The organism is Mesorhizobium sp. BAC0120 (assembly GCF_033542235.1).
Taxonomy (GTDB): domain Bacteria; phylum Pseudomonadota; class Alphaproteobacteria; order Rhizobiales; family Rhizobiaceae; genus JAWRCU01.
In genome coordinates this window covers 51,462-65,822 of record NZ_JAWRCU010000016.1, presented here as the reverse complement: position 1 = coordinate 65,822, position 14,361 = coordinate 51,462, and the positions used below count along the sequence as shown (strand labels likewise).

8 protein-coding genes are annotated in these 14,361 nt (G+C 62.6%); 2 read left to right on the top strand and 6 right to left on the bottom strand.

All coding sequences use genetic code 11. The features are described from left to right. Positions 1 to 30 precede the first annotated feature (30 nt). From SAZ10_RS26945 to purU, 3 genes are all read right to left on the bottom strand, one after another. On the bottom strand, positions 31 to 1,314 hold the full coding sequence (locus SAZ10_RS26945) for an ABC transporter substrate-binding protein (RefSeq protein WP_318612571.1): 1,284 nt from the start codon (positions 1,312 to 1,314) through the stop codon (positions 31 to 33). Positions 1,315 to 1,652: 338 nt separating this feature from the next. Continuing rightward, on the bottom strand, positions 1,653 to 3,161 hold the full coding sequence (locus SAZ10_RS26940) for an alpha-N-arabinofuranosidase (RefSeq protein ID WP_318612518.1): 1,509 nt from the start codon (positions 3,159 to 3,161) through the stop codon (positions 1,653 to 1,655). Between the two features lie 520 nt (positions 3,162 to 3,681). Beyond that, positions 3,682 to 4,539, bottom strand: coding sequence for a formyltetrahydrofolate deformylase (purU, locus tag SAZ10_RS26935; RefSeq protein ID WP_318612517.1), 858 nt, complete (start codon positions 4,537 to 4,539; stop codon positions 3,682 to 3,684). A gap of 339 nt (positions 4,540 to 4,878) precedes the next feature. Here purU and SAZ10_RS26930 point away from each other — a divergent pair, with 339 nt between their 5' ends. Continuing rightward, positions 4,879 to 7,191 carry an amylo-alpha-1,6-glucosidase gene (locus tag SAZ10_RS26930; RefSeq protein WP_318612516.1) on the top strand — a complete coding sequence of 771 codons (2,313 nt, stop codon included), beginning with the start codon at positions 4,879 to 4,881 and terminating at the stop codon, positions 7,189 to 7,191. Here SAZ10_RS26930 and SAZ10_RS26925 read toward each other — a convergent pair whose 3' ends face one another. Next, positions 7,192 to 7,827, bottom strand: coding sequence for an FMN-binding negative transcriptional regulator (locus SAZ10_RS26925; RefSeq protein ID WP_318612515.1), 636 nt, complete (start codon positions 7,825 to 7,827; stop codon positions 7,192 to 7,194). Positions 7,828 to 8,019: 192 nt separating this feature from the next. Next, positions 8,020 to 9,147: a tetratricopeptide repeat protein gene (locus SAZ10_RS26920; RefSeq protein ID WP_318612514.1), complete on the bottom strand. Its 1,128-nt coding sequence runs from the start codon at positions 9,145 to 9,147 to the stop codon at positions 8,020 to 8,022. A gap of 231 nt (positions 9,148 to 9,378) precedes the next feature. On the opposite strand from SAZ10_RS26920, the gene SAZ10_RS26915 reads away from it, so the two are divergent. Continuing rightward, the gene (locus SAZ10_RS26915) at positions 9,379 to 9,696 is read left to right on the top strand and encodes a hypothetical protein (protein WP_318612513.1); all 318 of its coding nucleotides are present in this window, start codon (positions 9,379 to 9,381) and stop codon (positions 9,694 to 9,696) included. Between the two features lie 125 nt (positions 9,697 to 9,821). On the opposite strand, the gene SAZ10_RS26910 is transcribed toward SAZ10_RS26915, so the two are convergent. Then, a complete protein-coding gene (locus SAZ10_RS26910; protein WP_318612512.1) occupies positions 9,822 to 14,120 on the bottom strand; it encodes an autotransporter domain-containing protein in 4,299 nt (1,432 codons plus the stop codon). Positions 14,121 to 14,361 lie beyond the last annotated feature (241 nt).

Sequence of the window (14,361 nt, the reverse complement as noted above, 5' to 3'; positions counted from 1 at the left end):
ACCGCAGTCGCCGGCGGGCTTCCCCGGAACTCACTCGGTCTGACCGTTCAGATCGTCGCGCATCTGCTCCATCGCCCCTTGGGGATCGAGCTCGCCGTTGATCGCCGGCATCATGTAGTTTCCGGCCGCGTCATAGACCGGCGAGGCCACGCCAGCGAGCTTGGAGCTCGGGTCGAACACTGCCGTTTTGGCGAGCGTCGAATAGGTGGCGTTCGGCTCCATCTTCTTGAAATCGTCGCTCGACGTGACCGGGAGGTAGGCAGGGATGTGTCCTGCGGTCGCCCAGAAGAGCGAATGCTCGTTCATCCATTTCACGGTTTCGAGTACAGCCTTAAACTTCTCAGGCGAGATCTCCTTGCCTTTGCGGTTCGGGATCGCGAAGGAATGCGAGTCGGCCCAGGTCGCCGGCTGGTCGAAGAAGGTCGGCAGCTGGATCGCGCCCCACTCGAAGCCGAGCTTGTTCTGCTTGGCAAGATCGGTGAAGGTCGGCACCTCCCAGACGCCGTTGATATGCATGGCAGCCTTGCCCGACGTGAAGAGCGCGATCGAGGCCGGATAGTCAGTCGACTTGGGCGCGAGCCCGTCGGCGACCCACTTCGCCATGACGCTCGTGGCCTTGACCGCCTTGTCGAGGTTATCGCCTTCGAGAAACTTTCCGTCGTCAGAAAGGAACTTGCCGCCCTGCTGACTGAACAGCGAGTAGAAGATGCGCCACGCCGAGTCGCTTGCGGCGCTGTGGATGGAAACGCCATATTCCGAGCCGCCCTCCTTCAACTTCTCGAGAGCTGCGTGGAAGTTGTCGACGCCGTCGAGGCCCTTCGGCAGGCCGTCGTCGCCCAGCAGGCCGGCCGCCTTGAGCTTGTCCTTATTATAATAGAGAACGATCGAATGGATGTCGAAGGGGATAGCGTATTGCTTGCCGTCCACCTGAGCCGCCTTCCAGTTGGCTGGCGCGTAATTGTCGGCCGAGAAACCCGCCGCCTTCAGCTCGTCGGGCGTGATTTCACGGAGCGTGCCGGTGCTGACCCCGAGCGGCAGGCGCGACAGGTGGTAGGTCATGACGTCCGGTCCCTCGCCGACGGCCGCCGAGGTCTGGACCTTCGTGTAGAACGGCACGCCCCATTCGAGGGTCGTCGCCTGGATCTCGATCGAGTCCGCATGTTCCTTGTTGAACTGATCGATCAGCGACTTCATGCGCACGCCGTCGCCGCCGCTCAGGAAATCCCACCACACTACCGTCTCCTTGGCTTGCGCGGTGGTGGCCAACGCGATCAGCGCCGCCGTGGCGAGCGCCCTCGTCAGAATAGTCCTCATCATGATCCTCCCTTTCGGTTGTCTTCCGCTTCCTTCGAGAACTTGCCGTAGCGCTCGAACTCCTCAACCGACGCGGCAGTAGCGACCAATCCAGCTTGCCGTGCCCATGATCCTTTCATGAAGATCGGCGAGAGAGCCGGTTGTCCGGACACGTCTCACGTCCGTTCCTCCCTCGTCGCAAACGCGGATGCCGATCCGCGCTTGTGTGCCATGTACGATCCGCTTCCCAGTACCCTGACGATATCTTTGCCTTACAGGCGGGTCAACCAAGCTTCTGGTATGTATCATAGTTCATGATATTCCAGTGAGCTGGCTGGCCACCTTCTTATCTGCAGACCTCAGACGCTCACGCGCACCAGGTGATAGGACCTTGGTGGCAGGCTCCCCCTCACCCGACCGTCGGTGACTGAAATCCCCTCACCGTTGCGAGGCGAGACGCGGCCCGGCTGGGCGGCCGTATTCGTGGCCTTGAGGTCGGGATGGGCGATGACCACATGCTCCGCCATCCCTTTCGGCGCGAAGCCGGCCATCTCTATGTCGATTTCCATGGCCTCGTCCGGGTGACGATTGACCATGAAGAAGGCCACGGTCCCGCCGTCCGGGCTGCGCACAGCAGCGATGTCGAGATAGGGAACATCATCCGCCACCTTGGCGTCGTAGGTCGGCACGTCCACGGCCACGTTCAAAGCATCGCCACGGCCATAGAGCGAGGCGTAGTAATAAGGATAGTAGATCGTCTGCTTCCAGGCCGGCCCGCCGGTCTCCGTCATGATCGGCGCAATCACGTTCACGAGCTGCGCGATGCAGGCGATCCGCACGCGGTCCGAGCGGCGGATGAAGGTGTTGAGCGCGCAGCCGACAAGCAGGATGTCCTCGAAATTGTAGACGTCCTCCAAAAGGCTCGGCGCCTTGGCCCAATTGACCCCATCGCCGTCACTGCCCCCCCTCTTGCGAGAGTGGTACCAGACATTCCACTCGTCGAAGGAGATGTAGACGTCGTGCTTCGAGCGTCGCTTCGCCTTCACATAATCGATCACGCCGCCGATCGTCTGGATGTAGCGATCAACCGGGACGGATTTGGCCATGAAGTTCAGGTAGTCGTCATCCCAATTGTCCCAATACTGGTGCAGGGAGATATAGTCGACATTCTCGTAAGCCAGCTCAAGGACCCCGGCCTCCCATGCGGGATAGGTGGGCATGTTGTGGTTGGAAGAGCCGCAGGCGATGAGCTCGAGGGTCGGGTCGAAGACCTTCATGGCACGGCCGACCTCGTTGGCGACCCGGCCATATTCATGTGGCGTGCGGTGGTTCATCTGCCAAGGGCCGTCCATCTCGTTGCCGAGGCACCAGATGCGCACATTGTGCGGCTCGGCAGAGCCGTTCTTCTTGCGCAGATCGCTCCAATAACTGCCACCCGGATGGTTGCAGTATTCGAGCATGGCGAGCGCCTCGGTGAACCCCTTGGAGCCGAGATTGACAGCCAGCATGGGTTCGGTGCCCGCCTTGCGGCACCAGCGTATGAACTCGTCCGTGCCGATCTCGTTGGTCTCGGTCGTCTTCCAGGCGTAGTCGAGCCGGACGGGCCGCTGATCCTTCGGCCCGATCCCGTCCAGCCAGTCATAGTTGGAGACGAAATTGCCGCCGGGATAGCGAACCAGCGGCGCGTTCAGGCCGCGTACGAGCTCCAGCACGTCGCCGCGGAACCCGTCCTCGTCTGCGGTCTCGTGACCGGGTTCATAGATGCCGCCATAGACGGCGCGGCCGAGATGCTCCAGAAAGGCGCTGTAGATACGATCGTCGATGGTTCCTATTTTGAAATCCCGGTGGATCGCTACGCGCGCCTTCATGTCCGTCGCCTGCCCTATTTATATCGTATAATTTGATACGTACCCGATGATATGAACATCAGCGGTGACGAGTGTCAATCGCAACTTGGAGGCGGCTGCGGGAAAATCAGATGGGGCCCATTCATCGATGAGGCAGGCTTGTGGCTGCAGACACTGCTGTGTCGAATTCGACAACTCGAATATCCTGCGCTGAGCTGATGAGTGTGCCTTGCAGCACTCGTGTGTCAGGTTGACGCTGCCCTCACCCTCTCCCCGTGAAGAACGGGGAGAGGGGGCCACCGACGTTGGCGCCTCACCTTCTCTCTGCACGGCATTTGGACTGGGGTGGCGATTAACCGCGACGCTGACGCCCCCCTCTCCCCGTCCTTCACGGGGAGAGGGTGAGGGTGAGGGGCGGCGGCAACCAAAAACCAGAAGGCTCTGGCGGCCTACGACCACGTCACTCGAATCTATATTCACGATGCCATGATCTTGTCCGAAAACTCCGCAGCTTTTTCGCCCCCAGGTTCGGGATCGTACTCTACCCCGCGAACACAACGGTCCGGTGGCCATTGAGCATGACCCGGCTTTCAAGGTGGAGCTTCACCGCGCGGGCGAGGACCCGGCTTTCGATGTCGCGGCCGGTAGCGACGAAGTCGTCAGCCGTCATGGCATGCGTCACGCGTTCAGTTTCCTGCTCGATGATCGGTCCTTCATCGAGATCGGGCGTCACGTAATGTGCGGTCGCGCCGATCAGCTTCACGCCGCGCTCATGCGCCTGATGATAGGGTTTCGCGCCTTTGAAGGACGGTAGAAAGGAATGGTGGATATTGACGACCTTGCCGAACAGGCGGGTCGAAAGCGGGTTCGACAGGACCTGCATGTAGCGGGCAAGTACGACGAGATCGGCCTCGCTCTCCTGCGCTAGCGATAGAAGTTTTTTCTCCTGCTCCGCCTTGTTCGCCTTGGTGACCGGCCAATAATGGAATGGGATGCCCTCGAGCTCGGCGGTCCTGCGGCTGTCCTCGTGGTTGGAGACGATCGCGGCAACCTCGGCGCGAAGCCACCCGACGCGGATCTGATAGAGAAGATGAAGCATCGCATGGTCGAACTTCGAGACCATGACGATCATTCTGGGGGTGCGCGACTGATCGACCAGCGAGGTCTTCATGTCGAAGCGCTCGATGGCAGGCTTCAACGCGCGCTCGATGCGATCCTTGGCGAGACCCTCGGGCGCCTGGAAGGCGATGCGCATGAAGAAGCGATTGGGCTCTTTGTCCCAGAACTGGTTCGACTCGGCGATGTTCGCGCCGAGTGCGGCGAGTTCGGTCGTGACCGCCGCGACGATTCCCGGGCGATCGGAACAGGACAATGTCAGAATGTAGCTGGACCAGGGCATTTACTCTCCTATTCGCGCGAGCCGGCTCGACGGAATATGCTGCATACTCACCGCCGGGCGGCGAATCCACTGCGCGGTCGTCGCAGTGTAGCCCCTGTGCCTTTCCGCGGGAAAAAGTGATCTGTCCTCGGGCGCTTCCCCTTTCTCCAACTCGCTCCTGGCGCGCCGATGAACCGCTAAAGACCGCCCCGCGTTGTCAAAACGGATTGGGCGTTTTGCAGGCGCAGACTGCGTTTTCCGCTCGCGCCAGCTGTGAAGCGCCACGGCCTTTCTGCGGGAAGAAGTAGACCGCCCCCGGCACTAGCCCGACGGCCGGTCGGATCATGAAAGGAGCATGGCGTGCCCAAGTCGCAGCAAAACAGAAGTGAAGACGAACAAAACAAGGGACGCCGTGGCACAGCGTCCGCGGCGCCGGACGAGGGATCTGCGCAGGCGCAGCGGCACGCCCGGCAAACACCGCACGCGCAGCACGAACGCAAGCAGCGGGTGCTCGCCGGCCAGCCGGCCATCGTCGGCAGTATCGCCGATGCCGTGACGATCAAGCACGGCGACCTGTTCTGGCTTGCCAGGCAGGACGGGCAGGTGCCGCTCGAGGGCGAACACGGTTTCGGTCTCTATTTTAACGATTGCCGGTTTCTGAGCGGCTACGAAATGCTGCTCGCCGGGATCGTGCCTGTCGTCCTCGCATCGACCGCCGAGAAAGGCTACACGGCGCTGTTCGAGCTCACCAATCCGGACCTTCACCTCGGCAACGGGCAACTGATGCCCAAGGAAGAGCTCGGTATTCGCTGGGAGCGCGGGCTCGATGGCGAACAGCTCGCGCTGAACGAGACCGTAAGCTTCCGGAGTTTTGGCCAGCATGCGCATGAAATTCCGCTCACGCTGCGCTTTCATGCCGACTTCGGAGATGTGTTCGCGGTGCGCGGATTGCTGACGGAGAGGCTCGGCCGGCCTGAGCCGCCGACCTGGAGGGACGGCAAGCTCACCTTCGTCTATCATGGCGCGGACCAGTTGCTGAGAACAGTGGCTGTCGCGTTCTCGCCAGCGCCGCACCGGACGGAAGCAACCGCCGCGCATTTTCGGATTGCGCTGTCCCCCGGGGAAAGAGCGACGCTCACGATTGCCGTCGAGGTGAATGAACAGCGCGAGCATTCGAGGGCCACGGCGAAGACGCGACGTCCGTCAGCCCCCGTGCGCAAGGCTGCCGAAAAGGCGGGCGACAGATCCGCAGAGAGGCTGGAGCGCCAGACAAGATTTCAGAGCGACAGCCTGCTCCTCAACAGCATGGTGGAGCGTTCGCTCTGGGATCTGAACATGCTGCGGTCAGAGCTCGGGGCAATGCACTACTTCTCAGCCGGCGTGCCATGGTACGTGGCCCTGTTCGGGCGCGACAGCCTGATCGTGGCGCTCGAGATGCTGGCCTTTCAGCCCGAGATGGCTGCCGAGACATTGCGCACTCTTGCAGCGCATCAAGGGCAGCGTGTCGACGATTGGCGCGACGAGCAGCCGGGCAAGATTCTTCACGAGTTTCGCCTGGGCGAATTGGCCGGATGCGGAGAGATTCCTCATAATCCCTATTACGGCACAGTCGATGCTACCCCGCTCTTCCTGGTGCTGCTGGGGCGTTACGCCGCCTGGACGGGCGACCTGGCGCTGTTCCATGAGCTCAGGCCGGCGGTGGAAGGCGCGCTCGAGTGGATCGACCGCTATGGCGACCGCAACGGCGACGGCTATGTCGACTACCAGGGCGCTTCGGAGAAAGGCCTGATCAATCAGGGATGGAAGGATTCAGGCGACGCCATCGTGCGGAGCGACGGAACGCTTGCCGAGCCTCCGATCGCGCTAGTCGAGGTGCAGGGCTACGTCTTCGCGGCCAAGCAGGCGATTGCCGATCTCTATGAGCGCGCCGGGGAGTTGGACCGCGCGGAACAGCTTCGCCGCCACGCAGATGCGCTGCGCGCAAGGTTCAATCGCGACTTCTGGTGCGAGGGGAATGGCATCTATGCGCTCGCGCTCGAAGGAGATGGCCGCCAGGTCTCGGTGGTATCGTCCAATCCAGGGCAGGCGCTGTGGACGGGCATAGCCGATGCGGACAAGGCGCGGCGAACGGCCGGCCGGCTCATGGCGAACGACATGTTTAACGGTTGGGGAGTGCGCACCCTGTCGGCGAACGAGCGGCGCTACAACCCCGTCGGATATCACCTCGGGACAGTCTGGCCGCACGACAACGCGCTGATTGCAGCAGGTTGCCGGCGCTATGGAGAGGATCAGGCGACGGAGCGCATCCTCACCGGAATAGCAGAGGCCGCGATGTACTTCCGCTATCACCGGCTGCCGGAAGTTTTCGCAGGCTTCCGCCGGGAGGATTTCGGGATGCCGGTGCGCTATCCCGTCGCGTGCCACCCTCAGGCATGGGCTGCCGGTGCCATACCCTTTCTGCTTACCTCTTGCCTCGGGCTGGAGCCGGACGCCTTCGCCAACCGGCTCAGAGTAATCCGGCCAAGCCTTCCGGAATTTGTCCATCACCTCCAGCTTTCCGGCCTGCGTGTCGGCCGTGGGTCGGCAGACCTCTATTTCCAGCGGACGCCGGACGGCACCGCTGTCGATGTCCTTGGGACGGCGGGGGAACTAGGAGTCTCGGTGGAGACCTGACTATCCTGCACTCTGCAAGGGAATAAGGGCGGACACCGCCCGGTCTGAAGGCCGCTCGCTCTCCAACAGCCCATTCACGACCCCACGACGGTCCGCATCGCTGCGGTTCTGGCTCATCTTGCGCTTACCCTCGAGCCTGGTGATCGGCATGCGGATACCGACGATCCCGCGCAGTTGCGCCTGAACGAAATCCGCCGGGGCATCCGACACCGCCCAGGGCGAGGCACGCTCACCTTCATGGAGGTTGGTCAAACGTCTGACGACTTCCAGCAGCCTGTCCGGGTCCTCGAAGAACTCGACCGGGCCGTGGGCGTGGACAGCGACGTAGTTCCAGGTCGGCACGACCTTCCCTGTTTCCTGCTTGGTCGCATACCAGGTCGGTGTCACGTAAGCATCCGGCCCCATGAAGATTGCGAGACCATCACCCAGCGGCGGAATACGCCACTGAGGGTTTGCCTTCGCAAGGTGGCCATAGATCACGCCATGCTCGCCCTCGCTCTCGTCGAGATAGAGAGGCAATGCGGTCGCCAACGGCCCGTCCGGCGTGGCGGTGACGAAGTTTGCCAGCCGCGCGGCGCGGATCGTCGCCCTCAAACTCTCCTGAACGTCGTCGCGGAAGGCGGGAGGCGTGTACATCGCAGAACTCCTTGCACTGCAAAAACAGATGCCAGATGGCCTGGCTTGTTGAAAATAGCCAGTTCACAAAATTTGCTGTGATCCAGCTTATACAGGCTCCTGAGAACCATTAATTTTGCCGCCAGCGCGATTTCGGGAACTTTGCCCGATTCCAGCCCCCCAGCGCTCCCGGCCGGCAGGGCCGATGTGGGGTCATTCGCCCATCTTCGCCAGTTCTTCCTTCGCCTCAGAGCTCCAGCGTGCGGCGCGCTTGAGATACTCGATCGCCTTGGCCTTGTTCGCTTCATAACCTCCCCGGCCCTCCGCCATGTAGCGGGCGAGAACAAGCGTCGCGTCGCTATTGCCCTGATCTGCTGCAAGCTTGTAGAGGCGCGCCGCTTCTCGCGTATCCTGCGGCAGTCCGCCATTGCCCTCCTCGTAAAACCTCCCGAGCTCGTATTGCGCGAATGCATTGCCTTCGTCGCTCGCCAGCTTGAAAAGCCTGGCCGCCTCCTTGTCGTCTTTCGGCAGGCCGTAGCTGCCCCGTTCATAGAGCACCGCTACGAGCTGCCACGCTTGGGGATCGTCTCCCGCTACGGCCTTTTGGAAAAGGCGCAGAGACTCTTCCGGGTTTCTCCCCAGGCCGCCTTTGCCCCGGAAGTACATTCTTGCGAGATCTTGCGCCGCAGTGGCGCTGCCTTGCGCAGCAGCCTGGTGCAGCAGGCGAGCAAGTTCTGCCTCCTGGTCTGCGTCCCCGCCCAGGTTCAACGGCAGGCTGAGCGCGTAGAGCGCGTCGGCATCGCCGGCGTCGGCCGCCTCCTCGACGATCCGGAGTTGCGCCTCGTCGGCCTCAGGGTTGAAGGTCGTATCGCCAAACAGGCTCCGGCGCTGCGACTTGGCCTCATTGGCGTCCGCCATCATCGCCTTTTCCAACAGACGCATGGCCTCGTCCGCATCTCGCTCGAAGCCGCCCCAGCCATACCAATGGAAGGCCGCCAAAGCGACTTGTGCCGCCGGATAGCCCTGGTCCGCCGCAGCCTTGAAATTCCGTCCGGCCTCCGCCTTCTGCTCGGGCTGTTTGTCGACGAGGCTTGCCGCATCGTGCGCCCGGCCGAGATTGAAAAGGAGGCGCGGATTTTGCGGGTCGGAAGCCAATGCCTTTTCGCAAGCCGCGATGGCCTCAGCCGGTTCGATCCCGTAGAGGCCAATTCCCTCCCCGACCCGGTTTGGGTCGGTGGGCGATCCGGCCAAACGGTCGCATTCGGTTGGTTCCCCGGCAAGGGCGGCCCCTGCCATCGACAACGCAAATAATCCGGCAACGATCAATTGGCGCGAACACATGGAGCCCCCTCCCCCTGTTGGTTCTCCAATTCTAGCCGGATTTTGCGCTTGTTGCATGCCCTGCGGCACTTCTACTTTGCGAGCGTAGACAGGCGCGCTAGTATGACCTCGGCGAGGCGGCCGTAACAAAGGATACGCGAGATCATCGGTACAGACGCCGTGCTTGTTTGATTTCTCCAGACAGAATGGCTGCGCACCTGCCGTCTGCGACCTCTCGTGATGGAGGTTTTAGTGTCTCGATCTCCCCTGGCAGCTCTTGTCCTCACCCTCGCCCTCTTGGTCGAGCCGATGGCGCTTTCGACACCCGCGGAGGCAGTATCGATAAGCATTCATGTCGGCACCAATCTCAGCGGTGGAAGGGCGATCAGTTGCGCCGAGGGCGCGCGGCGTGTGCGCAGTCGCGGGTTCCGCGACGTCCGAAGGATAAATTGCAGCGGGCGCTATTTCGTCTACCGCGCGTGGCGAAGCGGCCGCCAGTATGAGATTGCAGTGCGCAGAAGCAATGGCCGCGTCGTGGATGTGCGCCGCGTCGGGCGGCGACGCTTCTAGGTTAAGACTAGTATTCGGTTTGAGCGCATTCTCAGCCGAAGGGAGAGCCTGCTGAATTGAGGATCGTCGCCATGGCGGCTACCGTCGCGATGGCCGTTGCAGTGTTCGTGCTGTTTTTCCTGCCATCAGAATCGTACATTGAAATCAGCTCTGAAGCCGTGCTGCCGGGCATCTTGGGCAATCTGTCCGCTGTAGGAAAGACCGAGGATGGTGGTCGGCGCCGGCTTGAAATCGAGCCCGGCCTCGATGACAGCCGCATCCTCTGCGATCGGCACGCCTGCAATGGTGAAGGCGTCACCCACCGACAAAGCCTGGGTGGAAAGTGGCGTGAGGTCGCCAAAGGCATGCCGCCAGCCGAGCAAGCCCCGCGCCGTCATCGCCACGCCGCCGAGATCGAAGTTCGTCGCGGCTCGCAGGCCGAGCGTGGAGAAGGTCGTGTTGGTGGTCTGGCCATCGCCATGAAGTGCCGCCGCGCCCCCCTGTTCTGTGAACCCGTCGGTGTGCAGGCTGACATGAGCGAGGTTGGCGAAAGGCTCGAAGGAGGCGAGGCTCGCGTCGAGGCGGTAGCCGAGATCGCCAAAGGCCTGGAAGGTTCCGGCACGATAGCCGCTCGCCAACCGATCGCTGAAGCCCGGAAAGGCGATGGTTCGGCTGGTTGAGATGTCCTGCCATGTGTAGGCGAGACCGGCGCGCAAACCAAGATTGCCAGATTGCGTGCCGCCATAGAGGCCGAGGTGATAGTTATCGCTGTCGCCCGACGAGGCGCGATCTCTTGCCGAAAAGCTGGAACGGCTGTAGCCGCCGAGCACGCCGAGACGCCATGTATCGAAGACCGGCGCATCGACACCAACCAGGAAACCGCCCGTGTCATGGCTGAGGTTTCCGGCGTTGCCGTCGCCGTCCAATTGGCCCCATGAGCCGAAGCCCTGTCCCCAGATCGCAAGGCCGTCGTCGGTCGGGTCTGCGGTCCTCGCCCGCTTGTCGTCATAAACCGTGACAGGAGCCGAGGATGCGCCGACATCTCCGAAAGCGGCGCGGATGCGGTCTGTGGCGGTTTCCCGGACGAAACGGCTGTCGTCGATCAGCGCCGTCGTCGCGCTGGCATATATCTCTCCGGAGAGTTGGTCGAAGCTTTGGCGGATGAGGTTTGTGTCATCGGGAAGCAGCGCGATGGCGTCGTAGACGGCGTCGCCTGCATCAAAGCCGATGCTCTCGATCCCGGTAGCCGTGGCGCGCTGGTTGCGGGTTTCCGCCATCGACGCAAAGTCGCGATTGTTGTGCACCAGTTCGAGCGAGACCGTACCCGCCCCGTAATCATAGGCGAGGTCCGGCGTCACGAAGGCATAGGCCGAAGTCGCATTGTCGAACCGGCCGGTTAGCTTGCCGTCCGCCGACAGGATCGTGTAGCTGGAATGCAGCCCATATCTGCCGGGATAGCCGACATGGACCACCAGCCCGCCATCGAGTGTGGCGTTGCCGGTGACATGGACCAGGTCGGACGTCGTGCCTTGCGGATCGACTTCGACGGCAAAGTGCGAGCCCTTCTCGATGATGAGATCACCATTGACGGTCAGGGTGCCGATAGAATTGCCGGGCGCCAGCGTCCCACCCGCAGCGACGGTGATCACCGAGCCGGCGCCCGAACCGATGATGCCCGTGCCGTGAAGCAGCCCCCCTGCGCCAATGATGGTCGAGCCGCCAAGAACTTCGTCGACTCTCAACACCGCGTCCGTGACCGTGGACAGCCCCGTGAAACCGGAGCTGTCGCCAGTGAGCTGTACCGCGCCCCCGCCGATGAAAGAAAGACTGCCCGATCCCGAGATCATCCCCGCATAGACACCGGCGTAAGCCTGATCGAAGACGAAGCTTGAACCAGCGGCCAGCGTCACGTCCCCGGTAAAGCGATCGGTAGCAGATATCAACCCGCCCGCCTCGACTGACCAGTCGAGATTGGAGATGCCGCCGAGCTTCAGAACGCCCGCCCCCTTTTTGATCATCGCGCCGCGTGTGCCGTTCAGCCCAAGGATATCGCCAGCAAAGGACCCGTCGGCCGCCTGCTCGAACACCACTGTGCCGGCATTGCCGATGTCACCGCGTATCGATGAGGCATTTCCGACCAGCGTCCCGGCCTCGACGAGGGTATTTCCGTATCCGTTTCCGGTATTGTCGAGGCGCAGAACGCCGTTGCCCAGCTTCACCAGATCACCCGAGCCGGAAATCGTGCCGGACAGGCCGAGTTCGGTGCTCGCGGCCACGTTGACGCTTCCGCCCCGTGTCAGCATGATCGCGCGGCTCGTATCGAAACTGGCCGTCGTCGCCAGCGTGCCACCGGAGAAAGTCAGGCCGCCGGATGCGGCGCCGAGATTGTTGTCTGCCGAGACCTGCAAGATGCCGGCGCGCAGTTCCGTCCCGCTGGAATGGGTATTGGCTCCCGTGATCACCAGAGTACCAAGGTCGTCTTTGACCAGGGCGGAAACACCGCTCAGACTTGAGGCAATGGTTGCCGTCATCGACACGCCCGCCGCCGTGCCGTCGCCGACCCTGATGATAGTCACGCCGTTCGTACCCTGGAGCGCCAGCGGGTCGCCTTCGATCCGGTAGCCGTTTGAGGCAAATTGCATCCCGCTCACGCCAAGGGCACCGGCATCGTCATCGACGGTCACGGTTCCGGATGCACCCTGAAATACCGCAAAGGTCGGGTTGGGCTTGAAGCGACCATTCACCATACCGCTCTGGTCGGTCCAATTGCGGCCGTCCGCGCGCCAGGAGCCGGAGCCACCGTCCACCCTTCCGTTGTCGTGCATGCTCGCATCGGCGCCATCCCAGAAGCCGAGCGTTGCACCTGCCGAGGAAACGAGATTGACCTGGTTTGTCACGGCCGTCTGAACGGAGAGGCTGTCAGCGCCTACCCCCGCAGGTTTCGTTCCAATGTCGAGGCCGTGGTCGATGAGGGTCCCGCGATAGTCGATGAGGCGATAGACGCCCGCGCCGAAGCCGCCCGCGTCCGAAACATTCAACTTCCCATCCAATGTGAGATCGCCGCCGACGCTGAATAGCGCGGCGTTGCCCGGCAGGCCGAGGCTCACATCGACAACAGAACTTGGTGCCAGCGACAGGTTGCCCCCAATAGAAAGCGTCTCACCGGAACGGCCGTGAAGGGTGCCACCACCGTAGATCTGCACGGTTCCGGCAATGCTGCCGTGGCCGCTAAGCGTTCCCCCCGTGCCGACATCGACGAGCCCGCTGGCAATCGATCCATCCACCGCCAGCGCGCCGCCGCTTACGAGGACCGCTTGTTGTGAATCGCTGGTTCCAGTCAGCGTGAAGGTGCCACTGCCCGTCTTCGTGAGACCATAGAGCGGCGGAAAGCCCGGCCTTGCCGGATCTCCGCCCGATATGTTGCCCGCGAACGTAAAATCGCGATCTGTGGCTCCGACCGTCAGCCCCAGATCGCCGGCATAGGTAATGTCGACCACACCGGCCCCGGCAAGCTCGCCGATCGTTTCCGCCTTCTGGAAGGCGATGACCGCGCCGGCGTCGACTGTCACGCGTGCGGTGTCGGCGATGGCGCGGTTGGGCTGGGCAGCCCAATTGTCGACCCAGAGCCTGCCTTGGCGGACATGAACGTCGCCCGCAAAGCTATTATCGCCATATAGGCTGAGTGTGCCGAGGCCGGTCTTGGCGAAGCCACCCGCGCCCGAGATCGTCCGGTTGAGCGATGCGTTCCGATACTGGTCGACCTCGAACGTGACATCGCCGCCAAGATCGACAGCGCCCATCGTCTGCCAGGGAGAGGTGGCGAAGCTGAGGGCAGTTCCCGCCAGCATGTTGATCGGGCCGCTCCCGAGCGCGCGGTCGTTCAGAATCCGTACGGTACCGGATCGGATGACGGTCCCGCCGGTATAAGTGTTGGTTCCGGCCAGCGCGAGCGTGCCGAGATCATCCTTGACGAGGCTGGAGTTGCCGCTGAGCACGGCTCCTATGGTCGCCGTCATCGACGCTCCCGCAGCTGTGCCGTCGCCGACACGGATCACGGTCGCATTGTTCTGGCCGTGAAGCGTGAGCGGGTCGCCCTCGATGCGGTAGCCATCCGACGCGAAATGCATGCCGGTGACGCCGACCGCCCCCGCCGTGTCATCCACCCTCACTGTACCGGCCGCGCCTTGGAACACGGCGAAGGACGGATTGAGATTGTAGCCGCCGTTCGACGCCCCGGTCTGGTCGGTCCAGTTGCTGTCGAGAGGTCCGAGCCCTGCAGTCCAGACGCCCGAGCCGCCGTCCACCACGTCATTGTTGTGCGAATCCGGGTCGCCGCCGTCCCAGTAAATACTCGGCTGAGCGAAGGACTGATCCTGCGACCGCGCCGGCTGACAACAGAGCACAAGCGAGAGGGTCGAGACCCCCGCCGCCAACGTCTTGGCCATGGCCGTCGTCCCGTATCCCGACCACCGAAGCCTTGACGACCGAACGGGCTCGAGCACCCCAACCGAGGCATGCGCGCAACGATCCTCAATGAACAGGGAACCAGGTCTTCTCGTCCTCGGCATTCCTTGCGAACTTTCCCGCTCTCGTCGCGTCTCACAGACTCGTCGTCCTTATCGCGGAACCGTGGGGGCGTTCGCCAATCCAAACTTTGCACCATTCCGGCTTTTCGTTACATATCGC

Excerpts from the sequence above, each read along its gene's own strand:
- SAZ10_RS26945 (WP_318612571.1), bottom strand. The coding sequence starts at position 1,314 with ATGAGGACTATTCTGACGAGGGCGCTCGCCACGGCGGCGCTGATCGCG.
- SAZ10_RS26925 (WP_318612515.1), bottom strand. The coding sequence starts at position 7,827 with ATGTACACGCCTCCCGCCTTCCGCGACGACGTTCAGGAGAGTTTGAGG.
- SAZ10_RS26920 (WP_318612514.1), bottom strand. The coding sequence starts at position 9,147 with ATGTGTTCGCGCCAATTGATCGTTGCCGGATTATTTGCGTTGTCGATG.
- purU (WP_318612517.1), bottom strand. The coding sequence starts at position 4,539 with ATGCCCTGGTCCAGCTACATTCTGACATTGTCCTGTTCCGATCGCCCG.
- SAZ10_RS26940 (WP_318612518.1), bottom strand. The coding sequence starts at position 3,161 with ATGAAGGCGCGCGTAGCGATCCACCGGGATTTCAAAATAGGAACCATC.
- SAZ10_RS26910 (WP_318612512.1), bottom strand. The coding sequence starts at position 14,120 with ATGGCCAAGACGTTGGCGGCGGGGGTCTCGACCCTCTCGCTTGTGCTC.